Source organism: Ruegeria sp. BE10 (assembly GCF_056538905.1).
In genome coordinates, this window is sequence record NZ_JBQFTX010000007.1 from 42,987 (window position 1) to 67,036 (window position 24,050).

15 protein-coding genes are annotated in these 24,050 nt (G+C 56.8%); 7 read left to right on the plus strand and 8 right to left on the minus strand.

Going from position 1 to position 24,050, the window contains the following annotated elements; genetic code table 11:
* Positions 1–104 precede the first annotated feature (104 nt).
* The 4 genes from ACR0M2_RS15490 (at position 105) to ACR0M2_RS15505 (ending at position 6,335) form a co-directional block, all read left to right on the plus strand.
* Positions 105–1,637, plus strand: coding sequence for a sulfatase-like hydrolase/transferase (locus ACR0M2_RS15490; protein ID WP_480705871.1), 1,533 nt, complete (start codon positions 105–107; stop codon positions 1,635–1,637).
* A 94-nt stretch (positions 1,638–1,731) separates the two neighbouring features.
* On the plus strand, positions 1,732–3,597 hold the full coding sequence (locus tag ACR0M2_RS15495; RefSeq protein ID WP_480705873.1) for a hybrid sensor histidine kinase/response regulator: 1,866 nt from the start codon (positions 1,732–1,734) through the stop codon (positions 3,595–3,597).
* Positions 3,597–4,298 (plus strand): response regulator transcription factor, encoded by a 702-nt coding sequence (locus tag ACR0M2_RS15500; RefSeq protein ID WP_170350002.1) that lies wholly within the window; start codon positions 3,597–3,599, stop codon positions 4,296–4,298. Before ACR0M2_RS15495 ends, ACR0M2_RS15500 begins: the two co-directional genes overlap by 1 nt.
* 270 nt (positions 4,299–4,568) lie before the next feature.
* Positions 4,569–6,335, plus strand: coding sequence for an ABC transporter ATP-binding protein (locus ACR0M2_RS15505; protein ID WP_480705875.1), 1,767 nt, complete (start codon positions 4,569–4,571; stop codon positions 6,333–6,335).
* A 66-nt stretch (positions 6,336–6,401) separates the two neighbouring features.
* Here the strand turns inward: ACR0M2_RS15505 and ACR0M2_RS15510 are convergent, their stop codons facing one another.
* From ACR0M2_RS15510 to ACR0M2_RS15530, 5 genes are all read right to left on the minus strand, one after another.
* Complete coding sequence (locus tag ACR0M2_RS15510) at positions 6,402–7,712, minus strand: HlyD family type I secretion periplasmic adaptor subunit (protein ID WP_480705876.1); 1,311 nt, start codon at positions 7,710–7,712, stop codon at positions 6,402–6,404.
* Complete coding sequence (locus tag ACR0M2_RS15515) at positions 7,696–9,843, minus strand: type I secretion system permease/ATPase (RefSeq protein ID WP_480705878.1); 2,148 nt, start codon at positions 9,841–9,843, stop codon at positions 7,696–7,698. Before ACR0M2_RS15515 ends, ACR0M2_RS15510 begins: the two co-directional genes overlap by 17 nt.
* Complete coding sequence (locus ACR0M2_RS15520; protein WP_480705879.1) at positions 9,840–11,084, minus strand: TolC family protein; 1,245 nt, start codon at positions 11,082–11,084, stop codon at positions 9,840–9,842. Before ACR0M2_RS15520 ends, ACR0M2_RS15515 begins: the two co-directional genes overlap by 4 nt.
* Positions 11,085–11,190: 106 nt before the next feature.
* Positions 11,191–12,009: a SapC family protein gene (locus ACR0M2_RS15525; RefSeq protein ID WP_170376918.1), complete on the minus strand. Its 819-nt coding sequence runs from the start codon at positions 12,007–12,009 to the stop codon at positions 11,191–11,193.
* A 56-nt stretch (positions 12,010–12,065) separates the two neighbouring features.
* The gene (locus ACR0M2_RS15530) at positions 12,066–15,962 is read right to left on the minus strand and encodes a beta strand repeat-containing protein (protein ID WP_480705881.1); all 3,897 of its coding nucleotides are present in this window, start codon (positions 15,960–15,962) and stop codon (positions 12,066–12,068) included.
* Between the two features lie 156 nt (positions 15,963–16,118).
* Between ACR0M2_RS15530 and ACR0M2_RS15535 the strand changes: the two genes are divergently transcribed.
* Positions 16,119–18,158 carry a beta-propeller fold lactonase family protein gene (locus ACR0M2_RS15535; RefSeq protein WP_480705883.1) on the plus strand — a complete coding sequence of 680 codons (2,040 nt, stop codon included), beginning with the start codon at positions 16,119–16,121 and terminating at the stop codon, positions 18,156–18,158.
* A 12-nt stretch (positions 18,159–18,170) separates the two neighbouring features.
* Here ACR0M2_RS15535 and ACR0M2_RS15540 read toward each other — a convergent pair whose 3' ends face one another.
* From ACR0M2_RS15540 to ACR0M2_RS15550, 3 genes are all read right to left on the minus strand, one after another.
* Positions 18,171–19,487 carry an HlyD family type I secretion periplasmic adaptor subunit gene (locus ACR0M2_RS15540; protein WP_425082019.1) on the minus strand — a complete coding sequence of 439 codons (1,317 nt, stop codon included), beginning with the start codon at positions 19,485–19,487 and terminating at the stop codon, positions 18,171–18,173.
* Positions 19,477–21,207, minus strand: coding sequence for a type I secretion system permease/ATPase (locus tag ACR0M2_RS15545; protein WP_170350011.1), 1,731 nt, complete (start codon positions 21,205–21,207; stop codon positions 19,477–19,479). The genes ACR0M2_RS15540 and ACR0M2_RS15545 overlap by 11 nt, the downstream gene beginning before the upstream one ends.
* 324 nt (positions 21,208–21,531) lie before the next feature.
* Entirely contained in the window at positions 21,532–22,449 is a 918-nt protein-coding gene (locus ACR0M2_RS15550; RefSeq protein ID WP_480705885.1) for a LysR family transcriptional regulator, read from the minus strand.
* Positions 22,450–22,552: 103 nt separating this feature from the next.
* Here ACR0M2_RS15550 and ACR0M2_RS15555 point away from each other — a divergent pair, with 103 nt between their 5' ends.
* Both ACR0M2_RS15555 and ACR0M2_RS15560 read left to right on the plus strand, forming a co-directional pair.
* Positions 22,553–23,512, plus strand: a complete 960-nt coding sequence (locus ACR0M2_RS15555; protein WP_170412150.1) for a Bug family tripartite tricarboxylate transporter substrate binding protein — start codon at positions 22,553–22,555, stop codon at positions 23,510–23,512.
* Positions 23,513–23,577: 65 nt separating this feature from the next.
* Positions 23,578–24,045, plus strand: a complete 468-nt coding sequence (locus ACR0M2_RS15560) for a tripartite tricarboxylate transporter TctB family protein (protein ID WP_480705887.1) — start codon at positions 23,578–23,580, stop codon at positions 24,043–24,045.
* The last annotated feature ends 5 nt before the right edge of the window (positions 24,046–24,050 follow it).

Sequence of the window (24,050 nt, forward strand, 5' to 3'; positions counted from 1 at the left end):
AAAAAAGCGTGCTCAAATATCAGAGCGATGAACGGCTTGCCGCGACCACGGAACCAAGTCACAGTCTGCAGCGGAAACGCCTCGTTGGAATCAAGGTAAGTGTCATGAAGCACGCGGGAAATGTCCTGTTCATCATTATTGATCAGTTGCGGGCAGATTGCCTGAACGGTGCCCTTGCGGATCACGTCGATCTACCGAACATGCGGGCTTTCATGGATGAGGCCGTGACATTTGACCGCCACTTTTCGGTCACCAATCCTTGCGGGCCTTCGCGGGCCTCGATCCTGACTGGGCAGTATGCGATGAATCACCGCTCGGTCCGCAATGGCACACCGCTGCGGCACGACACACCCAATATCGCGACCGAGATGCGTAAGGCCGGTTACCTGCCCATGCTGTTCGGCTATACCGATACCTCGGCCGATCCGCGTGTGCATGACGCAGGTGACCCAGTTCTGAAATCCTATGAGAACCCGATGGCCGGGTTTGATGAAATCGTCGAGATGCGGTTGGAGGAATCCTACCCGTGGCGATCCCACCTGATGCAGAAAGGATACCGCTTTGAAGATTACTGGGACGTTCACAAACCGGTGTCACCGACCGGAGATGCACCGCGCCTGAATGATCCGGCCCTGTACCGGGCCGAAGACAGCGACACGGCCTTTTTGACCGACACATTCCTGAACAGTCTTGCCCCGCTCAAGGGCCAGAACTGGTTTGCCCATTTGACCTATATCCGACCACACCCACCGCTGGTTGCCCCCGCGCCGTACAATGACATGTACGATCCTGCGTCATTGCCACTGCCTGCGGGTTGCTCTGAAGCAGCTGAGGAACGGGCGATGCATCCCTTCTTTGGCCCGACGATGGACAAGCAGACGGCGGCGGATTTCGTATTGGGTTTCGATCACGTTGACCCCACGGTTGAGAATATCCAGACGCTGCGCTCGGTCTATCTGGGGCTGGCAACCGAAGTGGATCATCATGTCGGTCGTGTTATCCAGTACCTGAAAGACAGCGGGCAATACGACGATACGCTGCTGGTGATCACCGCCGATCACGGCGAGATGCTGGGTGATCGGCACAGCTGGGGCAAGATGACAGTCTATGACGCGGCCTATCATACGCCGCTGATGATCCGGTTGCCGGGTAATGAATCTCAGGCGGGCAAGGTAGTGTCTGCGCCAACCGAGTCGGTCGATATAACCCCGACGATCCTCGAATGGGTTGGTCAGACGGTTCCGAATGCGATGGATGGCCGGTCCTTGTTGCCGCTTATGCGTGGCAAAGTACCTGAGGATTGGCGCGGCTATTCTTTTAGCGAGCTTGATTTCTCGGAACCCGAAAACCCTACGTTGTGGCAACAGCAATTGGGCACGGGCAACAGCGACTCGTGTTTGGGCATTCTGCGCGACGACCGGTTCACTTTGGTCGAATTTGCTGCTGATTTGCCGCCGTTGCTTTTCGATCACGACGGCAAGGGCGAGCTGGAGGATGTTGCAAGCAACCCTGATCATGCGGTGGACCTGGCGCGTTTGGGACGGCAAATGTTGCGGCATCGGATGCGAAACATGGACCATACGCTGTCGCTGCATTCCATCACGCCGGATGGGGCAAAGTCCAAACCGCGGTACTGATCCAATCTGTCCTATACACCTGTGACGAAACCGGTGCTACGCATGGTTCGCGGAGAGGGCGAATTTGGACATAACTGAACAACAGATAAAGTCGATGACCAGTGCGGGTCTGAACCTGATCGGTCAGGCCCTGTCGATCTACGACAGCCAATTGCGGCTTGTGGTCAGCAACCACCGTTTTCAGGATATGTTCGATCTACCGGACGAACTTGTGCAGCCCGGAGCGCTGTTCGCCGACACGATCCGCTATCTGGTTGCGCACGGTGAATATGGTGAAGTTACTGATGTCGAAGATGCCGTCGCACAGCGGGTTCAACAGGCGCTGGCGTTCGAGCCTCATTACATGGAACGTGTGCGCGCCAACGGCTGCGTGATTTCGGTCGAAGGTGCGCCTTTGCCCACAGGCGGTTGGGTATCCGTCTACACCGATATCACCAACACCAAACAGGCCGAGGCCCTGCTGCGTGCCCGGTCCGAGGAACTGTCGGATCAATTGCTGGACCGCGCCGAGGAGCTTTTGGCAGCCAACCGGAAACTCGCGGCGACCAACTCTGCGCTGGAAGAGGCCAAACGTCAGCTGACCGAGATCGAAGCCCGCACACGCATGACGACCGAGATGATGCCGGCCCATATTGCCCATCTGAATCCGGACGGGCGGTATGATTACTCCAACCGACGGCTCAGCTCGGTCATGCCGAGCCGACCTTCTGAAATTCTGGATATGCACATATCTGACGCGTTGGGTGCTGCGGCCTTTACCCGTGTGGAACCTTACCTGCTCAAAGCCTATGGCGGTGAAACGTCGGTGTTCGAGTTCACAGAGGATCAGGATTCCCGCCGCATTCGCGTGTCGTTTTCACCAGATGGTGAGGGAGGCGTCTATGTGATGTCTGTCGATATTACCGAGGAAACGCAGGCGCGTGTGGCCCTGCAACAGACACGTCGCCGGGCCATGGCGGCGCAGATGACCAGTGGGTTGGCGCATGATTTCTCGAACCTGTTGACCATCATTCTGGGTATGCAGTCCCGGTTGGAAAAGATGGATTTGTCCGAAGCTGCGCGAGAGCTTGTGGCCGCGACCCAGCAAACCGCGCTGAGGGGCGGGCAATTGCTGAACCGCATCGCGGATATGACCGGCAACCGAACCTTTCAACCAAAAGCAACCGACATGCGCGGCTTGTTGGAAGACTTACGCATCCTCGCCTCGCCATCCCTGCCGCGCGGCGTCGGCCTGTCGGTAGTCAACACTCTGCCGGATGAGGCGCTGATGCTGGACCCGGGCATGGTGCAGGACGCGTTGTTGAACCTTGTTCTGAACGCGCGCGATGCCTGTGGTGGATTTGGTCAGGTGACGATCAGCGCGCATAAGATCGGAGAGATCTGGATTGAGATTGCGGTCACCGATACCGGACCGGGTTTTTCCGAGGAAGGTTTGGAGAAAGCCCTGAACCCTTTCTTTACGACCAAGGGCAGCAAAGGATCGGGGCTGGGTCTGCCGATGGTCTATGATACTGTAAAACTGGCAGGCGGAGACCTGAACCTGCGCAACACGCCTTCGGGCGCAGCGGTGGCCATGCGTTTGCCCTATCGTCCAGCCCCGCCGGTGCAGGATGGGCTGGTCCTGCTTGTCGAAGACAATGATGATCTGCGCGGGCAGTTCCGCGATATGCTGGTCGATCTTGGATGTTCCGTGATCGAGGCAACTTCGGTCGATGAAGCCCTGGCTTTAACGGCGGATATTGACGATATCGCGCTGGTACTGTCAGACATCCGACTGGAAGGGCAGGGGACGGGTCTTGACCTGTTGGCGCAGTTGAAGCCAGGCTTGGCGTGTATTTTGATGACCTCGTTGCCCTATTCTGACCCGCTTCACCGGCAGGCGCTGACACTGGCGCCGGTCCTGAGCAAACCGTTTACGCGGGCACAGCTGTCCGCCCTGATCCGAACCGAGGGCACCTGATGACTCAACCGCTGGTCACCATTGTCGATGATGAACCCGAAATCCGACGTGTTCTGACCGACGCGCTGGAAGAGGCCGGATTCCGCACCCAAAGTTTTGCCCGGGCGCGGGAATTCGAGGCTGCGCTGAAACGTGTGACGCCGGATGTGTGCCTGGTTGATCTGTCCCTACCCGATACGGACGGGTTGGCGTTGGTGCATCGGCTGGCACTGGAACAGGGGGCAGCGGTGATCATCATCTCAGGTCGGGCGCAGGTGCAAGATCGTGTGACCGGGCTAGAGCTTGGGGCGGATGATTACATTACCAAGCCGTTCGACCCGGCCGAGGTTGTGGCCCGCATTCGGGCCAGATTGCGGTCCCCTCGCCAGCAGACCTCGCAGTCGGATGTGGCGATGTTCAATGGTTGGACTGCGTATTTTGACCGCTATGTCCTGATCGATGCCAGTGGCGCAGAGACACCGTTCAGCCATGCGGAGGGGGAAGTTCTGCGATTGTTTTTGGACAGCCCGAAACGCCTGATCAGCCGATCTCAGATGCAAGAGGCACTGGGCGGTGCGGCTGGCGACAGCTTTGACCGGGCAATGGATGTGCGCATCTCTCGGTTGCGCACCAAGCTGGGTGAAGATCCGAAAAACCCGCGCCTGATAAAGACCATCTATGGCGCAGGTTACATTTTTCTGGGGGACGTCGAGTGGCGGTAAAGCGCCTATCAATAGCTGGAAGGCGGTCTTATACTAGAGCTCATGTTGTGAATAATTTAGCAAAACCACTTCGTTACACAAAAAATAGGACAAAATCCTAAACCTGATGTCAGCTGGAACACATCGCTTTTATTATCTGCGCACGGGCTATGGATTCTCGGCGCAGTCGCGCATAACTAACACCATCCTGTCCGGGGGTTGCCGGTGCAATGCGGGTTAAGACCATGACGCTGCCGGGTATCGGAACAGCTAAGGGTTTTGGAGAGTAGAATGATCAAAAAAACCTTGGCCAAATGGCAATCCGGTCATATCGGCCGTTTGCTGGGCGAAAGCCTGCGCAGCCAGGGCTGGTTGTATGGGATCGCGATGATGGCCATGGTTGTGGTTGCTGCAACCACTGCCGGTACCGCGTGGATGATGGAAAACATCGTCAACACCATGACCGAGCCTGAGATGCGCTCGCAGGTCTTTCTGGTTGCCGGGGCTGTAATTGCGCTGTTTTTCGGCAAGGCGGCTGCATCTTACGTACAGGCAGTGTTTTTGGCGCGGGCTGGGAACCGCATCATTGCCGTTCAACAAGAACGTCTTTATGCCAAGCTGATCAAGCGCGGTGTGGGCTTTTTCTCCAGAAACGAATCCTCGGGCCTTTTGATGCGCGTGACGCAGGGGGCTCAGGCGGCCAGACGGCTGGTCAACGTCGTTGTCACCAGCTTTGTGCGAGACTTACTGACATTGATCGGTCTGGTTTTCGTAATGGTCTATCAGCAGCCTTTATTGTCCGTGCTGTTCTTTGTTGTGGGCCCGGTTGCATTGGTGAGTGTTCGTTTCCTGCTCAAGCGCGTTCGCTCGATCATGCAGTCCGAGATGGCGGCCCTGTCCGAGATCATCAAGGTTCTTCAGGAAACCTCCGGGGGTATTACGATCATCAAGGTCTTTGCTCTCGAAGATCATATGGTCGGACGGATGAATGGGGCGATCAGATCGGTTGAAAAACGGGCGAACTCGATTTCGAAACTGCAATCGGTCGCCAGCCCGCTGATGGAGTTTCTGGCGGGCCTTGCCATAGCCGGGGTTCTGGTGATCAGCACCATAGGTATCGCAGGAAGCGGCCCAACCACCGCAGGTCAGCTGATGTCGTTCATCACGGCGCTGTTGATGGCATACGAGCCGGCAAAACGTTTGTCGAAGATGCGCGTTGTCATTGAAACGGCGCTGGTTCCGATCGGCCTGATGTTTGATTTGCTGGACGAAGAAGAGCCCATGCGGGAAAGCCCCGATGCCAAACCGCTGGAATCTGGACCGGGTGAAATTCGGCTAAGGGATCTCAGTTTTGGGTACAAGGGAAACCCCAATGTCATTTCGGATATGAACGTGACATTTGAGGCTGGAAAGACAACGGCTCTTGTTGGTCAGTCCGGGGGCGGAAAATCTACTATCTTTGGCCTGATCATGCGTTTTTATGATCCTGATAGCGGAACGGTTGAAATAGACGGGCAGGATCTACAGGGGGCAAGCTTTGCCTCGTTGCGCCAAAAGATCTCGTATGTTGGTCAGGAAACGTTCCTGTTTTCCGCTTCGATTTTGGAGAACCTCAGATTTGCGCGTCCCGAGGCCACCGACGAAGAGGTGACCGAAGCCGCGCGGGCCGCCCATGCACATGAATTTATCAGCAAGATGCAATTCGGCTATGACACGCAAGTGGGTGAGAACGGCGCGTTTTTGTCTGGCGGGCAAAAACAGAGGTTGGCCATTGCACGAGCAATTCTGCGAAAGTCTGAAATCTTGTTGCTGGACGAAGCCACCAGTGCCCTTGATGCAGAATCTGAAACCCTTGTGAAAACCGCGCTGGACAAGCTGACCGAGAATGTCACAACGATTGTAATCGCCCACAGGCTGTCTACCGTGTTGGAAGCGGACAAGATCATTGTCATTCAGGACGGTGAGGTTATTGAGGAAGGCAACTTGGAAACTCTGGTTGGGAACGATGGGGTGTTCCGGAAATTATTTGACAAGCAGTTCAAACAACCGGTGTCCTGACTGCCGCCCATTCTGTAGGATCTGGTCAGTAACGTGGACCTATAACCGGGCTTAGCCCGTTTTGACCTATTCGCGCAGTGCCCTGTCTTTGACTTTGACCACAGGTTGCAGAAGGTATTCCAGCACCGTCTTTTTGCCCGACAGAATGTCAACCTCGGCAATCATGCCGGGGATGATTTCAACGGCCAGACCATTGGCATCCAGCATCGAGTTGCTGGTCTCAATTTCTACGACAAAAACTTCTTCGTCATTACGTTCGGACCGCGTGATCGTGTCTGCACCGATGCGCGTGATTTGACCGTTCAAAGCCCCATAACGGGCAAAGTCATAGGCTGTGATCTTGACCTTGACCGGCTGCCCTGAGTGAAGAAAGGCAATGTCTTCTGGCCGCACATAGGCTTCGACAAGCAAGGTGTCGTTCAAGGGCACAATTTCAATCAATTCCTCTCCACTGCGGGCCAATCCCCCGATTGTGCTGCGATGCACCCGGTTCACGATACCCCGAACCGGCGATCGTACCAGTGCTCTATCGGCCCGGTTACGCAGTGCTGGCAGAATGGGCTGCAACGCCGCAAGCTCTGTGGTCGCCAGCGCCAGATCAGTCAGCGCGGCGCTGCGAAACCGGCTGCGCGTTGCGCGGATGCGGTCGTCTATTTCGTCTAGACCAGTTTTCAGCCTGTTGGTCGCGGCCACGGCCCGCGTTCTGCGGCCTTCCCATTCGGCCTCACCACGGCGGAGCGTTAAAAGCGTTGTGGTTGGCTCCATTTTCTTTTCCACCAATGGCTGCATCATCGCGCGTTCTTCGGCCAGCAACTTAAGCGTCTGATCTGCTGTCACACGATCCACCAGCCCTTCCTCGTATTCCTGTTGGCGTTGCTGGCGCTGCCTTTCAAGAATTGCGATTTCAGCACGCAATTCGGATTGGCGCCCCTGATACAGCGCGGTTTCCGAATGCACGACCTCGGGGGACCCTTTGATCAGGTTCGGCGAAAACCTCAGTTCGGTCCCGTCAATTTCTGCCTGCAAACGTTGGGTGCGCGCCATCAGCCCGAATGCACGCTGTTGTTCCTGGTTTAGCTGACTGTCGATCTGGGTGGTTTCGAACTCCATCAGCAGCGTTCCTTTTTCAACCACTTGCCCTTCCCGAATTTTCAGGGATTGCAATACGCCGGGTTCAGTGGCTTCGATCACCTGAATGTCAGCCGAAGGCACGATCCGACCGTCAACGCGCGTCACGTCGTCCAATACGGTGAGATGCGCCCACAGTCCAAGCACGATGAGACAGGACGTAATCACCAACAAAAGCAGAGATCCACGTAGAGGTGAGCGTCCACGTATTTCACGCGCGAGTGTGGCCAGATCAGGATGCCGCGACATTCAGGTGCCTCCGTGTTTTGCGGACGTGTTGGGCCAGCAAGCTTTTCGGGCCGTCTGCGCCCACGCGCCCGCCTTCGATCACAATGACCCGATCCACCAGCTCCAGAAGGCTGGTGCGATGCGTGACGATGACCATCGTTGTGTCCTGCGTTGCCTGTTTCAGGCGACGGATCACTTCGGCCTCGGTTTTTACATCCATCGCGCTGGTCGGTTCATCCAGCAACAGGACCGGAGGTCGTCCGACCAGTGCCCTGGCCAAAGCAATGGCTTGCCGCTGACCGCCGGACAAACCTTCGCCCCGTTCCGCCAGTTTCAGGTCGTATCCATTGGGGGTATGAGCAATAAAATCTTCGACCCCGGCCACCTTCCCAGCATGGATCAAGTCCTGATCGCGTGGCCTGACGGTGCCGCTGTTTATGTTCTCGCGTACCGTGCCAGAAAACAGCCAGATATCCTGTAGGATCGAGCCAACGTTTCGACGCAGATCACCAGGGTCGATCTGCCGGATATCTGCCCCGTCCAGCAGAACCGACCCCGAGCGCGGCTGGTAAAGTCCAAGCAACAGCCGGGCCACTGTACTTTTACCCGAGCCGATTGGCCCCAAAATCGCGACCTTCTCACCCGGTTCAATTGAAAATGACACGCCGGCCAAAGTGTCCTCGGTCTGATCGGGATAGGCGAAGTGAACATCCTTGAAGCAGATCCGGCCTTCGAAGCCGTTTCGGCTTACCCAATTGCGTCCTTGTGGCCTTTCGCTTTCGGCCTGCATCAAGGCATCCAAACTGCGGTAAGCGCTTCGGGCCTGGTTGACGCGGGTCAAGGTTTGGGCAAGCTGTCCCAACGGGGCCAAAGCGCGCCCCGTTAGCATGACCGAGGCAACCAACGCCCCCATGCTGGCCTGACCGTCGGTGATCAGAAACACGCCATAGAAGACGATCAATACCTGTGCAGCCTGTTGGGTGAAACCGGTCAGATTCAGGGCAAACTGCGTCACCGTTCGGCTTCGCGCGCCGTGTGACGATTGTCGTTCTATCGCATTTTCCCAACGGGTTCGCATTTGCCTGGCCGCTGCGGTGGTTTTGATGGTCTCAAGCCCTGAAACCGTTTCCACCAGAACGGATTGCTTGGATTGCCCGTCTGAAAAGCTTTTCTCTGCCAGGCGTGCCAACACTGGTTGAACGGCAATTCCCGCAAGCAACACAATTGGAACCGCGAGGGCCGGGATAAGCGCCAGCGGTCCACCCACCAGATGGATGACAAAGATGAACAGCGCGATAAACGGCAGATCAACCAGCGCAACCAGCGTGGCCGAAGTAAAGAACTCGCGTAGAGTTTCGAACTCACGAACTGTGCTGGCCATGGCGCCAGTCGAGCCTGTACGCGATTTCATTCGGATGTTCAGAACCTGGTCAAACACACGACGCCCCATCAGCATGTCGGCCTTTTGCCCGGCGCGATCAATGAACCCGGCGCGCAACAGCTTTAGGATGAAATCGAAGCCTAGTGCGAGGCCGACGCCAGCGGTCAGCGCAATCAGGGATTCAGTCGCTTCGTTGGGTAGAACGCGGTCATAAACCACCATGATGAAGATCGACGTTGAAAGGCCAAGCAGATTGGCGAGCGCTGCCGCCAGAATAACCTGTGTGTAAGACCATCGGTTTGCGGCCATTGCCGACCAGAACCAGTGCCCGGAGTATGAGGAATCGCTGTTTGATACTTCGTCGCGATAATTGCGGCGAAACAGAATGGCATATCCGGTGTAAATGTGCCTCAACTTATCTTCTGACACTTCACCGATACCAGCCCCAAGCTCAGGGTCGAAAATCAAAAGATGCCCATCGGGCGAACGACCGTGGTAAACAACAGCTTTATTGTCTTGCAACAGCAAAAGCGCTGGTGCCAGTTTGGTGTCGAAATCCCGCAGCTTTCGTTTGCCGTATCCGGCCTGCAAACCAGCCCTTTGTGCCACTTCGATAGCGTCACGGAGGGTAAGTTCCCCGGTCGTTCCTGATTGCGCGGCATACAAAGTGGCGCTTGTCATCGGCCGATCCAGTTGAGCCGCGACGTGCAACAGGCATTTTTCCAAAGGCGTAAGCTCGGGGTCTCGTGAAATTGGCAGCAGTTGTGTCATAGACTCTCACCCCACTTGGCCGATGAAATCCCCAGAAGGTCCAGAATGTCACCAGTGAGGCTGAGCGCGGCATAGTTGGTCAGGAAAAAATTCTGCTCAGCCAGGATCAATCTTTCCTGAGCGTTCACATAATCTCGTTGCGCGTCCAGGATTTCGATCAGACTGCGCCGTCCTATTGTGAATTGCTCGCGTGCTGCTGAGACACTGTCGGCGTTGGCCTGCACTGCAATGCGGGCGGCCTGCAGCCGCGCTGCGCCAGCTTGCTGATCCGAGCGAACAAATTCTAACTCTCGCCGTATGTCTCGGATTACGGATTCTCGTATGAATTCAGCCTCTTTGACGTGTGCCTCTGCCGCCGCAATTGCAGCGCGGCGCTGTCCTGTGCTGTCGATCTCGTAATTGAATGACAGGTCGACGCCGAAATTCGCGTCATTGCTATCATCCCGATCAGCAAAGGCTGCAACCTGAACGCCAGGCTGGCGCCGGGATTGAGCAGCAGCCTGCTCGGCCTTTGCGGATAGCAGCGCTGCATCCGCCCGCCGAACCTGTGGGCTGTCCATCACGATCTGAGCATCAGTTCTCGACAGTTTTGGGGCCGCAACCGGAGGGGGCAATACTCCGGGGGCAGAGCCGAAAAATTCGCGAAACTGAGCATCCGCACGATCTAGTCTGGCCTCAGCATCCGCCAATCTTGTCTGCGCGTCAGCCATGCGAGAGCGGGCCGCCAGAACATCCGCATTTGAACCTACACCCTGCGCGGTTCGCTCGGCTATTTGGCGAAGCATTTCTTCGTGAGCCGACACGTTCTGTTCCGATATGCCCAGGATTTTCCGCCTGTCAATAACCACAACATAGGCCTCGATTGCCGAAAGCGCGATTGCCGCTGCGGTTTGCAACTGGTCGCCCCGGCTTTGAAGCACGCGGGCTTTTGCGGCAGCCAGGTCATTCGAGGCCGCGCCGCCATCATAGACTAGCTGCGAAATTCGCAAATAGGGGGTAACGTCAGCAATATTCGCTTCAATGCGCTCGGATCGTGCGTTTACGCCGATGGACACTTGCGGCAAGAACGCCCCTTTGGCGGCGTCCTCATTGGCAGCAGCGACTTCAAGTCGAGTTGCGCTCTGCGCCAAGTCGGGGTTGGATTCGACAGCGACCCGAACCTTTTGACCAAATGCACTTTGCGCAAGCCGCGGTGAAGGAGCGTTCGCGCCCGCGCCCACTGAGCCGCGGGAAAGCGACATTTCAACCCCCGTCAGATCGGGTGCGGGCGTGCAAGCCGAAGACAACGTGGCGAGACAGATTAAAGCTACAAATTTTACTCTGCGATCATGTATTGGCATAGGTGTTTCACACCCCATTGGTTCCAAGAAAGTCGTCATTCTGAGCGTTGGCCATGGCATAGAGGAAACCCGAAATATCTGAATTTTCCGTGTATTTTTCTTGCGGGTTTTGCTGTGCAAGCTGTTGATGAGCCCGGGATAACCACCCGCAATGTGACAGTGAAATCTGATGCGCGTGGATTAAGAAAAGAGCACCCGAATCGACCAGTTTCAGCTTTTCAACCTGCGACAAAGTCTTGAGCCGCTGGACTGACACCCCAAACTTGTCGGGCGGCAGCGGTATCCCATCATGTGACGCAATTGGTTCGAACAACCTAAGACTATTGATGATCTGACACAGGGCCAGGGTTGCCTCACAGGCCGCAGCGCGGGCTTGAAGAAAGATTTTCACCTCACGCAAGGCAGGTGAAACGGCTCCGGTATTGTCAAAAAATGCTTCGTCCTTTGGGTCTTCGCTTAGCAACCCAGAGGATTCATCCACATTTAATTGAAACAGAGGTGCCTGATCTGCCTTTTTGCGACCGGTGGGTGCGGCCTGAAAAGGATAGCAACGTAAAGCTGAGGGCACATAGGCGGCAAGCCACCGGCCCGCCTGCGATACAAATGGGGTAGGCCTATCTTTGAGAACGGACAATATACCGGTTGGCTCATAACCTCTGGCTGTTTTCTTGAACAAAATGGGAAAAGTGGCGGCCGCTTGTTGAGCTTCTTGAAAGACAATTGCGCATTCAGCGCGATTGGCCGCGAATTGGTAAGACATGAAACGTGTCCAGTAACGCCGCCCATGCCGGGAAAAGGTGACTGGAACCAGGCCATTCTGCGCCATTTTTACCCCGTGATTTGGGTGACTGCCGCCAGAAACGGCGGCAGCCGAATTTCTGATCAGGCTGTGGCCCCGGTGGGGTCGGTGTGCAGGATGTTGTCCGCACTCAGACCGCTTAGGTCATCCAATCCGGAGAATTGCGCCACGGTTTCAACCGTTGCAGAGTTCGGGGCGGTATAGTCGACTTTGACCAGCACACTGTCGGTCCCATCCGTCGCCATCACGTAAATCTCGTCGCCAGCTTGAATTCCAGTCAGGCTTTCAACGGCAGTTTCGATCGTGTTCTCAGACAGGTCGCCCAGTACCGTAGTCAGACCGACGACCCCGGTGTCTGCGCCGATCGCGTCACCGACGGCCAGTGTCTCGACATCGGTGCCATCTCCGCGAAGTGTTCCGAAGCTTAGGCCACTGAACATAACGGCATCGGACACTTCGGCTGCGGTGCCAATCGTAAAGCCTGTCACTGTATCGACACCGTTTGCAGCTGGATCAGCTTCGAAGATGATGACGTCGCGCCCAGCGTCCGAAACGTCAATCGCATCATCACCGTCTTGACCGCGGATAAAATTATCCAAACCAGAGGCTACCAAGGTGTCGTCACCGCTAGTGCCAATCTGGTAGACGCTTGGACCGCCATCCGGGGTCGTGATAGTCAACTCGATGGGCTGATTTGGGTCAACAACGGTCATCTCGAATGTAACCAGAGGCTGGTTCAGATCCGTGAAGGTGGTTGCTGCACCGGCAAAGCGGATCACGTTCCCTCCGATCGGGTTGGACACGAAGAAATCGAATGCCCCGTTGCCCACATCCGACCCAGTGTCGAAGGTTACGACGGATGGGTCAAAGCCCAGCTCTGCCGTCATGGCAAGACCGCTTGAGATATCCCGATCCGCACCTGCGTAGATCTCGAATGTCACGGTGTTTCCACTGATTCCGGCCTGTGTGATGACATAGGCGGCTGGTTCATGGGCCGTATTGTCATCGTTTGCGGTCAGGGGGTCCGGACCGCCGGTAACAGTTGCGTCGGCGGCGAAATCAAGGTCGTCACCTGCGTTAATCCCCGAGAAATCCGAGGCAGGAACAGCTAGAGACCAGCTTCCATCTGCGGCGACCGTCGCAGAACCGACGGGGCTGCCATTCAGGGTGACGTCCACCGCCTGACCTGCACTTAATCCGGCAGATGTGCCCGATACGGTTACACCTGACGCCTGCGCGTCGGCAAACGACACAGCGCCGTTTGAACCGACAGGGTTCATGGTCAATACCGGCCGGAGGTCAGTGGTCAATGTGATGGTCGCCGAAGTGGCCGGGTTTCCGGCCTGATCGGTTACGCTGGCTGAAATCGGATAGCCCGTACTGTCTGCAAGGCCTGCCAAATCAGCGGAAGGGACGGTTGCGGTCCAGGAACCACCCGACGCGGTGCCGGTATATGTTTGGCCATTCAGGCTGACGGAAACGGTTTGCCCATCCTCGGCACTGGTCGTGCCCGAGATCATGAGGTCGCTGCCTTGCTCGGTCACGTCCAATTCGGTTCCAACCGGCAAGGGGTCGAGAGTCACTGTCGGAACAGTGAAATCAGTGGCAAAGCTTGTGGTGTCCTGCGCGCTGTTGCCTGCCGCGTCGGTTACCGAAGCATCGACATCATATGATACGCCATCCTGCAATGCGCTAAGATCTGCAGCCGAGGCTGTATAGCTCCAACTGCCGCTATTGACCGTAGCGGTGCCCGTGACATCCACGGTTCCGTCGGGTCGGGCGATTTCGACCGTGACAACCGTGCCGTCTGCGGCGTCAGAGGTACCGCTGACAGTCAGGTCTGTGCCTTGTTCCACGGCATTCATGACGGCGCCATCCGACAGGCCTGTGACGCTGATCGAAGGGGCGGTAAAGTCTGTATCAAAGCTGTTGCTGGCCTGGATCGCCGGATTTCCCGCCGCGTCGGACACGTCTGCCGTGACCGGAATGGTGACACCGTCAGACAAGGCGGCAAGATCCGCCGCAGGAACAGTGACAGACCATGCGCCACCCGAGGCCACCCCGGTATAGGTTTGACCGTTCATCGAAACCGTCACGAGCTGACCATCTTCGGCCGTGGTCGAACCGGTGATGGTCAAGTCTGTTCCCTGCTCGGTCGCGTTCAAAACAGCACCATCCGAAAAGCTGTCAATTGACAGGGTCGGGGCGGTGGCATCTTTGGCAAGTGGTACACTGGCTTGTGGTGCTGCCAGCCCATTGGTATCGGAAACATCGGCAGTCACCGCAAAGCTTCCTCCGTCAGCCAGGGATGCCAAGTCAGCGGCCGGCACTGTCACGCTCCAACTCCCGCCCGAGACCGTGTCTGTATAAGTTTGGCCGTTCAAGGTAACGGTGACCTGCTGGCCGTCTTCAACATTGGCCGTCGATCCCGAGATTGTCAGATCGGACCCAACCTCGACCGCGTTGAGAAGCCCGCCAACGGATAGCGGAGAAACGGAGATAGACGGGCCCGTCAAATCAACAGGAACAGAAGCCGAAGCCGGGACCGAAATGTTGCCGGCGGCATCGCTGACCGTGACATTGACGGTTGCCGGAACACCCGTCGATAGCCCGGTCAGATCGGCGCTTGGAACTGTTACGCTCCATGCGCCACCCGTGGCCGTGGTTGAATATGTTTGACCGTCAAATGTGACGGAAACCGTCTGACCGTCGACGGCTGTGGTTGACCCTGTCAGGGTCAGGTCGGCGCTGACATCGATCAATTCGATAGACCCGCCGGCAACAGGGTCCAGAGTAATCGTCGGAGCGGTAAAGTCTGTATCAAAGCTGGCATCGGCTTGTGTTGCCGAGTTGCCTGCCTGATCGTTGACATCTGCGGTGACCGCAATCGTGGCACCGTCCGGCAGGGTCGCCAGATTGGCGGCAGGGACCGATACGCTCCATTGTCCGCCAGCAACAGTACCGGTGAAGGGTTGTCCGTTGATCGTGACGACTACGGTTTGCCCGTCCTGGGCGTTCGTTGTCCCGACTACGTTGAGATCGGTGGTCTGTTCCGAGGCATTCATCACCGCCCCGTCCGAAAACCCTGTAATGGTCAGGGTCGGTGGGATGGTATCCACGGCAAATGTCACTGTTTCTGCTGACAATTCCGTGCCCTCGGCGTCGAGATTGCGGACCGTTACGGTTTGCACGCCCTGTGGCAAGGTTGCGGCCTCGGCAGGAGTCAGTGAAAGGCTCCAGCTTCCGTCATCTTCGGGGGTTACGGTTTTTGTGAGCGATCCGATCGTCACTTCAACAGTTTCAGTACCCTCTGGTGCAGTCAGTCCAGTGCGTGCCGTGCTTAGCATATCGCCCTGCGAACCTGCCAAGTTGAGAACCGGATAGCTGGGTGTCGGTGCAGGCGCTGGTGCGGGTGACGGCGCGGTATCGTCGTCTCCGCCACCGCCGCCGCCACCCCCGGCAGCCGCTGCAGCACCCGCCAAACCAAGACCACCCAGCGCTGCGGTTGCGCCGCTAAGACCTCCTGCCGCTGCGGCGCCTCCGGCCTCTGCCAGGCTGAACTGGGCAATTTCGGACACGGCGTCTTCGGCGATCATGATTGCACCACTATCCAGCACCTGTACGTTTTCGGCGGCGACAACCATCTTGCGACCATCGGCCAATTTCAAAAGAACGTCGCCATTGTCCAACAGCTTGACGGATCTTACGCCAGGAATCGTTTCCGCGAATTGGAACGCATAAAGCTCTTCGATTGTGGCCTGCGCCAGGGCGGGCAGCGCGAGGATCGTTGACCCGAGCCCGCCAACAATGCCACGTCCGGCCCAACGGCGCATCTTGCCGTCAATCCACTGGCGGATGTGTCGCTTGCGTTCGGTATCAGGCTGAGCATCGGCCGGGTTGATCTTGGATTCAGGTTCTTTGGTCATCTTGCCCTCACATGTGGTTTCCGCATCCGCTCGAAGGATCCAGGATTTGTTCATCTGTCTTTCTCTTCGGTGACTCATGCGGTCGGACCAGAAAAAATTGAGTTAAACTGAAGCCGAACTCCTCGTTTTCTCCACATTCCAGCTTTGGTTTCGGACTGGGCATCGGATCATCCTGTAATCGGTGCCAGGTGTGGCGTGGGGTGATTGGATATGATGCTTCAGTTCGAAGGAGTGGTTGCAACGGGGAGCGCAGCGCTCGATTCAGGTATCGGCCATACGGCTTTAAAAACGCTTAATGACGTCACTTACCTGTACAGCGTGACCGGTCCGGGCGGCGGTATCGCGGTTTGGAAGCTGGTCGAAGGTGCGCTGCCGCAATTGCAAGACACCGAATATTTCAGTGGAACGATCACGTTTCAGGTTGGCGATATCGGTATGCCTGTAACGCTGGCCGGAGACGATCAGCTTGTTCTGGATGTAAGTACGGCGACTGGATTGATCGGGTATGACCTGAACCCAGATGGAACCGTAGGCCCGCTTCAGGAAACGGGGACACTGACCGGCGGCGGAGATATCTCGGCCCTAGTGCAGTTCGGCGATATCCTGACCATCGCGCACGAAACGACAGGGCAGATTGCAACCTATACCGTGAACGGGGACGGCACATTGAGCCTGTCGGCGTCGATCGCGGGGCAGGCTGATTCGATGCAAGTTATTCAAGCCGGGGCGGATCATTTCGTGATTGCAGCCGACGCGACCACCGGCACGATCAGCACCTACAATGTCGATCAAAACACCGGTGTGCTGACAGTGGTCGACAACAGCGACGCGCTAGCGACTTTAGGGATTGCTTCACCGACGGCGGTCGAAGTGGTGCAAGCCTATGGCCAATCCTGGGTCGTTGTGGCGGGGGCAGGCAGCAACTCGCTGAGCGTTATGGAGTTAGCGGGTGACGGGCGATTGATCCCCACGGATCATGTTTTGGATTCCTTGCATACACGGTTCGAAACGGTTCAGGATTTAGCCGTGATCGAGTCTGACGGGCATGTGTTTGTTGTTGCTGGCGGCGGCGATGATGGCGTTTCCCTTTTCACGCTGACACCAGGCGGGCAATTGGTGCATCAGGACAGCTTTGCCGACACTATTCATAGCGGGTTGCAGAATGTCGAAACATTGAGTGTTGCCCATGTCGGGGACGAGCTTCAGATTCTTGTCGGCGCGCAACAGGATGAAGGCTTGACGCAACTCAGCGTTTCGATTGCGGATTTGGGCATCGTGCGCGATGGCTTTGGTACGGTGACGGGAACTGCGCGGAATGACATGCTCAGCGGCAGTATCCTCGAAACAACCCTGATGGGTGGCGCAGGTGACGACATTCTGATCGCAGGTATCGGCGCAACAACCATGCATGGGGGTGCCGGCGCGGATATCTTTGTTATGCAATACGGCAGTGACCCCACAACAATTAACGGTTTTCAGGCCGGAACCGACCGGTTGGATTTATTCGACTATCCGCTGCTACGCACGCCGGGGCAACTGATGTTCACAGCCACGGCGCAGGGGGCGCAGATCAAATTTCTAGATGAGGTCATCGTGATCAACTCTTCAACCGGAGGGCCCCTGACCAGCGCTGAAGTGTTTGGCGCGGGCTTTGGCGGGCCGGATCATATCCCTGTCGATTTTGGCGATTTTGGTGGGTTAGATCCTGGCAGCTCGGATGGGGTGCAGGGCACTGTGACTGTCGCCTCCGAAGCCGCGAATCCTGGCCTGTCGGACGCTGAGATTCGATTTACACCGGATGGCGGCGGAACCATCAGCGTCAGGGCGGATGACGAGGGGCGGTTCGATCTGGATTTGCCGTCAGGCACATTCGAGGGGGAGTTGGAAATCATCAAAACCTATTCAACGGCCAGCTATGAGATCACGGCGCTGGATGCGTTGCAGGTCTTGCGCATGTCGGTCGGATTGGACCCGACCTGGGGTCCGGCCACGCCCGAGAACCTGATTGCGGCAGATATTACACGGGACGGAATGGTCAATGCGTTAGATGCGCTGGCTATTTTGCAAATTGCCGTAGGTCTGCCCACCGCGCATGAAGCGGAATGGGTTTTTCTTGATGATGACACAGACCTGTCCGGGATTACCGAGAACAATGTCAGTTATGAGACTGGTGTGGATGTCACTGTGTTCGACAATATGATTAGCACCGATATGACCTCGATCCTTCTGGGTAACCTCGAACCGGTCTGAAGCCGCAACCTGTTATTCTCGGAAAGCCCGGTTGAAGTAGTCGGCCATGGGTTTGACCATATAGGACAAAGGGGTTCTTTCGTCGGTCTTGATCATGGTCTCCACCGGCATGCCCGGCAAAAGGGCTTGCCCGTTCAGCCGTTCGATCTGATTGTCTTCGGGCGCGACTTCGGCGCGGTAGAATGTCTGACCAGTTGCATCATCAGTGAACGTATCCGCCGAGATGGTGATGACACGTCCGTCAATCTCGGGCGTCTCACGTTGATTAAATGCGGGGAACCGTAACGCCACTGGTTGCCCAATATGCAATTGATCTACGTGGATGGCATCAACGCGCGCTGCCACCAGCAAGGGCGTGTCTTGGGGTACAACATACATCATCGGCTCGGCGGGTTGGATCACCGATTGCAGGGCGAAAACCTGACTGCCATAGACCGTACCCGCAACGGGTGCGCGAATGTCCAACCTCGACAGCCGTTCTTCCAGAGAAAGACGTCGCTCAGCCAATTCAGCGATCTGCGTCTGAACGTCCCGCAGTTCGGTAATAGCCTCTTCCCGCCGCGTGGCCGTCAATTCGACAATCTCAATCTCGGTTGCTGAAATCTGACCTTTCAGGCGAGCCACAGCAGCTTCGAGCCTACCAATCTCACCCGTCAGGCTGGCCTCTTCCCGCTGCAAGGCGGACACGCGGCTGGCCTGAGTCAAACCGCGTTGTAACAGGTCTTGTTGGTCCTTCAGCTCGTTTTGAATCAGTTCCACCTGGCGACGCAAGGACACTAGCTGTGCCTCGGTTCCTTCGATTTCACTGTCGATCTGAACCCGCTGTTTGCCCAATTGTTGGGTCTGTTGGTCCAGTGTTTCCAGACGGGCCTCGAACAATCGTTGCTGACCGGCAATCAGTTCAGCGTCGATATCGTCCTGCTTTTGAATTTCTTTGAGTAGAGCTGCCATGGCTACGGCGTCCTCACCGTCGCGTTCGGCCACCAATCGGGCTCTACGTGCCAACAACTCAAACAGCTGAGATTCGACGATCGTTTTCTCCGAAGATAAAAACGTATCGTCCAAACGTACCAGCATGTCCCCGTTAGCGACTTCGTCACCGTCGCGCACGAAAATCTCGCCCACAACACCACCATCAGGATGTTCCACTACCTGTCGGCTACTTTGAACCTCGATTGTTCCTTGCGATATGATCGCCCCGGCCAGCCGGGTCTGCACGGACCAGATGCCAAGCCCGCCAACCAAAATCAGCAAAGCCACAAAACCGACCAAGGCTGGTATCGTGATGTGCCACACCGGGCGCGTGTCTTTACCCGTCTTATCCTGCATCTTTTTTCACCTGACTGAGGCCGCGTTTGATGGCGCCAGCGTTTTGTACCATTGCACCCAGCACCTCATCCCGAGTGCCGGATTTCACAACTTGCCCGTTTTCGACAACGGCCAGATCGTCACATTCCGAAATTGCCTGAGGGCGGTGGGTCATGATGATGGTTGATTTTCCGGCCTCTTTCAGACCTCGAACAGCGGCGTTCAGCGCCTCGGTCCCATCGGCATCCAGGGCCGAGTTCGGCTCATCCAGAATCAACAGAACCGGGTTGCCGTAAAGGGCGCGGGCCAGTGCGATACGTTGCTTTTGCCCGCCCGACAATTGGCTGTCATTGCCTTCCAGAAATGTGTCATAACCTTTGCTCAATGACAGGATCAGATCATGCGCGTTGGCCATTTTTGCTGCGGCTACAACCGCGTCAGGGTCGGGATTTTCCGACATGCGGGCAATGTTTTCAGCCACGGATCCGTTGAACAGAGTAACTTCCTGCGGCAGGTAACCAATATGCTGGCCCAGATCGTCGGGATCATATTGATCCAGTGTCGCACCACCCAACCGTATTTCCCCGGCGGCAGGTTGCCACAGGCCCAACAGGGCTTTGGCCAGCGTCGATTTCCCCGAGCCGCTTTTACCGATGACGCCAAGCGCTTTACCTGGTTCTAGCCGCAAAGCGACATTGCGCAGCGTCGGCTTGTCCGCACCCGGAGGAATGACAGTTAGGCTTTTTGCGGTCAGCCGGGCCTCGGGCACAGGCAGTTTGGTACGAGGTTTTTCAGGTGGGGTCGCATCCAGAAACCGGTTAAGCGAACTCCAGGCCGTGCGGGCCCGTTCAACCATACCCCATTGGCCAACCGCCTGCTCAACGGGTGCCAACGCCCGCCCCAACAAGATAGACCCGGCAATCATCGCCCCTGGCGTTAGTTCGTTGCGCAGCACCAGCCAAGCGCCAAGCGCCAGCATGGCCGATTGCAAAAACAACCGCAGTGATTTGGTTAGCGAGGTAAAGCTGCCTGTCCAGTCACTGGCGGCTATGGTCTGACGCAGGGCATTGGTGCGCTGCCGCTGCCAGCGTTGGGTTATGTCCTCTTGCATGCCTTGCGATCGCACCACTTCGGCCGCTTGTCTTGCGTGTTCGGAAAACGCGTTGGCCTGGGCCGACGCCCTTTGTGCTGAAGCCACCTTGCTGTGGGTTAGCCACTGGTTCAACAAGGCGATCAGGATAAGCAAACTCCCGCCCGCCACGGCCAACCAGCCTAGCAACGGGTGAAACAAGAAGATTGCTGCCAGAAATACTGGTGTCCACGGAATATCCATCACCGCCAAAAGAACGGGCGAGGCACACAGGTTCTGAATCGACTCAAGATCGCGCAATGCCGTGGCCGGAGCGGACCGTGCTTGTGGAAAAAGTGATCGGCGCAGGGTGGCGTCGAACACACGTTCATCCAGTTCAGACTGGAACCGGGCACCAAATCTAGCCACGATTCTGCCGCGGGCAAAATCCAGCATCGCCATAAGGCCATATAGCAGGGCTACCAGCAAAAACAGTGCTGTCAGCGTTTCCACAGCGCGCGAGCCCAGGACCCGATCGTAAACCTGCAGCATGAACAAAGGCCCGGTCAGCATCAGAAGGTTAACGAAGATGCTGAACAGAAACGCCAGGGCCAGGAAGGTAATGCCCCGATTGCGCACATTTCGCAACTCATGGCGAGGCGGCAGTGTCATGCGGTTTTCAATATTCACGTACAGGGCCTTTGGTAACTGATTCTCTGCCGGACCAGAGTGGTGGCGATGGGCCGCATCTTAAACTATGGCACAACGGAGAAAATGCGAGAATTGGTGGATCGGCGAAAAGCTACTTGCAGTCAAGGCAAAGGAACGCTGGTGGGCGCGCATACGCTCATGCCGATACCATACTGGGTTCAGTTGCCGCGCCGCTAAAGGACCGAGCTACTTGAGACCCCGCGGCAATCGGACCGTCAAGATACCGCCGCGCATTTCGTATATCGGACGACCCTTTGTCGCCAATGTCCGGTTCCTGAGGTTGCTCTAATTGGTGGGTTCAAGCGTCTCACTCTGCTGTGCCAATTCGTTGACGACGTCGAACAAGGCCTTTTCGAACAGCGGCAGAGTTTTTGACCCTGTTTCGGAAACCGGATAGAGCAGCCCAAAGGTCATCCACCGCTCTGGGGCCACGGGAACAAGCTTAAGGTTTGCGGACGCGACCTGAGCGGCCACCAATTCATCCGCGATCGTGACACCCGCGCCCTCTGCCACCAGCGCGCAAGCCAGCTGCGAGGCGGCGACTTCGCAGGTTTGTCTGGGCGTCACACCGGCGGAACGAAAGAAGTCGTCCAGTTGGTCCCGCAACAGCAGACCATGCATCAGACGTATAACGGGTTCCCCGGCAAGATCGTCCGCCGTCAAATGACTTCGGGATGAAAGCGGATGGCCTGCGGGCAAAACCGCCTGCGCTTTTACTCGGAAGAGGGGTTTGGAGACGATGCCGGGATGATCGACGGGCAACGCCCCAATTCCAATATCGTATTCCCGCCCGGCCAGCCATTTTCCCGCCTCGCGTCTTGCCCGGACATCCAGGTTTACATTGGTGCTGGGGTTCTCTTGCATGAACAGTGCCACCGCAGGCGCGGACAGGGATTGTGCAATCCGGGGCATCGTCACAATGCGGAGCGTTTCAGTGCGCCCCGCTTTGATCTCGGCTGCGATGCGCGGAACTTCGTCAAGATTGTCCAGAATCCTGCCGGCCTCTTTGTAAAAGGCCAACCCTTCCGGCGTCGGCGTCAGGTTGCGGCCACTGCGATCAAAAAGCGTCAATTTCAGTTCGGCCTCAAGCCCGGTGATCAAACGGCTGACAGCAGGTTGGCTGAGATGGAGGATCTCAGAGGCGGCGACAAGGGATCCTTCGGACAAAGTAGCGCGAAACGCGCGTAGGGCTTTGATATTCATCCTTCTACTCTTTCATAATTTGCAAGAGTAGATAACACCTTTGCATTTTTTACAATTGAAGAAATCGCGTAATTTGATCCCAAGTGAAATTGGGAGGTTACTCATGAAACGCAGAACTCTTCTTGGTGTTGCCATCGCGGCAGTTACCGTCAGCGCCACAGCTACAGTAAGCTTTGCCGCGGATTGGCCGAAACGCCCGATCAACCTTGTTGTCCCCTACAAGGCGGGTGGCGGCACAGATGCTTATGCGCGCGCTATCTCGGCCGCTGCCGAAGGTATTCTGGACGTGCCTGTGGTAGTTGTGAATAAACCCGGTTCGGGTGGTTTGAACGGTGCCAATGCAGTCGTTGGCGCGCGTCCTGACGGGTACACTATGATGATGACGTCGGGGGGGTCGTTCCTGCTGTCGACCATGACCCGCGATACTGAGATCGACGCGCTGGAAAGCTTTGACTTCGTGGCACAGGTTGGCCAGTTGCAGACCTCATTGATGGTTCCGGTCAACAGCCCCTTCCAATCCGTTCAGGACGTGATCGATGCCGCCAAGGCCAACCCCGGCCAATTGCGGTGGGCTCATTCGGGCCGCGGTGGTTTCCATCACGTTGGCGGCATGGGTTTTTTGGCCAATAACGGTATCGAAGCTCAGGATGTGCCGTTCAAAGGGGGCGGGCCGACCCGTGCCGCGCTGATCGGTGAACAGGCTGATTTCGGCTTCCTTGGAGTTCAGCAACTGGCAGGTTTTGAAGAACAACTGCGCGCGCTGGCGGTCAACAGTCAGGAGCGTGACGGCATTATGAATGAGGTGCCCGCTTTTGGGGAGCTGGGTATTCCATTTGCTGCAGTATCCTCGCCAGTAATCGTGTTTGCTCCGAAAGGGACGCCTGCAGAGGTGGTCGCCGCGATGGAGGCCGCGCTCGAACAGATCGCTGCCAAGCCGGAATTCGCCGAACTTCTCGCCTCACGCGGGACCGGCCCGGTCTATCAGAGCGGTGCGGAGGCCAAGGCGGCGCTTTCGGCGATGAAAGAAGACGCCACCCCCTTGGTTGAAAGCCTGACCAACTAAAGCTCCTGGGGCCGGCGGATCATCCCCCGGCCCAATTCTAACGACGGAAAATAGAGAGGATCGTCATGCGTGCCTATGCAGAAGGTCTGGTGCTTGCCCTCATTTCGATTTTTGCCATCTGGGGCGCCTGGCAGGTGCCTGCGGCATCTCCCGGGGATACATGGGCCGGGATTGTGCCGTTCTCTGCCGCAGTTGCCCTGCTGTTTCTCTCGGGCCTTATGCTGGCGGGTGCAGCACGTCAGACGACGGGTGGAGCGAGCCACGCACAAGATAATGGCGCGGCCTTGCAGATCATTGGCTTGTTCATCATTGCTCTGATCTATCAACAATCCTTCCGCTGGTTCGGTCACTTACTGCCAACGGCCATTGTCGCACCACTTGTCCTTTACTTTTTCGGTGTGCGCAGCCGGATCGGGCTGGCCGTGTCTGTCATCCTTTGCCCGCTGATCTTCCATCTCATCTTTTTTGTCCTGCTCGGCGTCTACCCTCCCTATGGCGAGGTTTTCGATCTGCTGAGCTGGATTCAGGGGTAATCCAC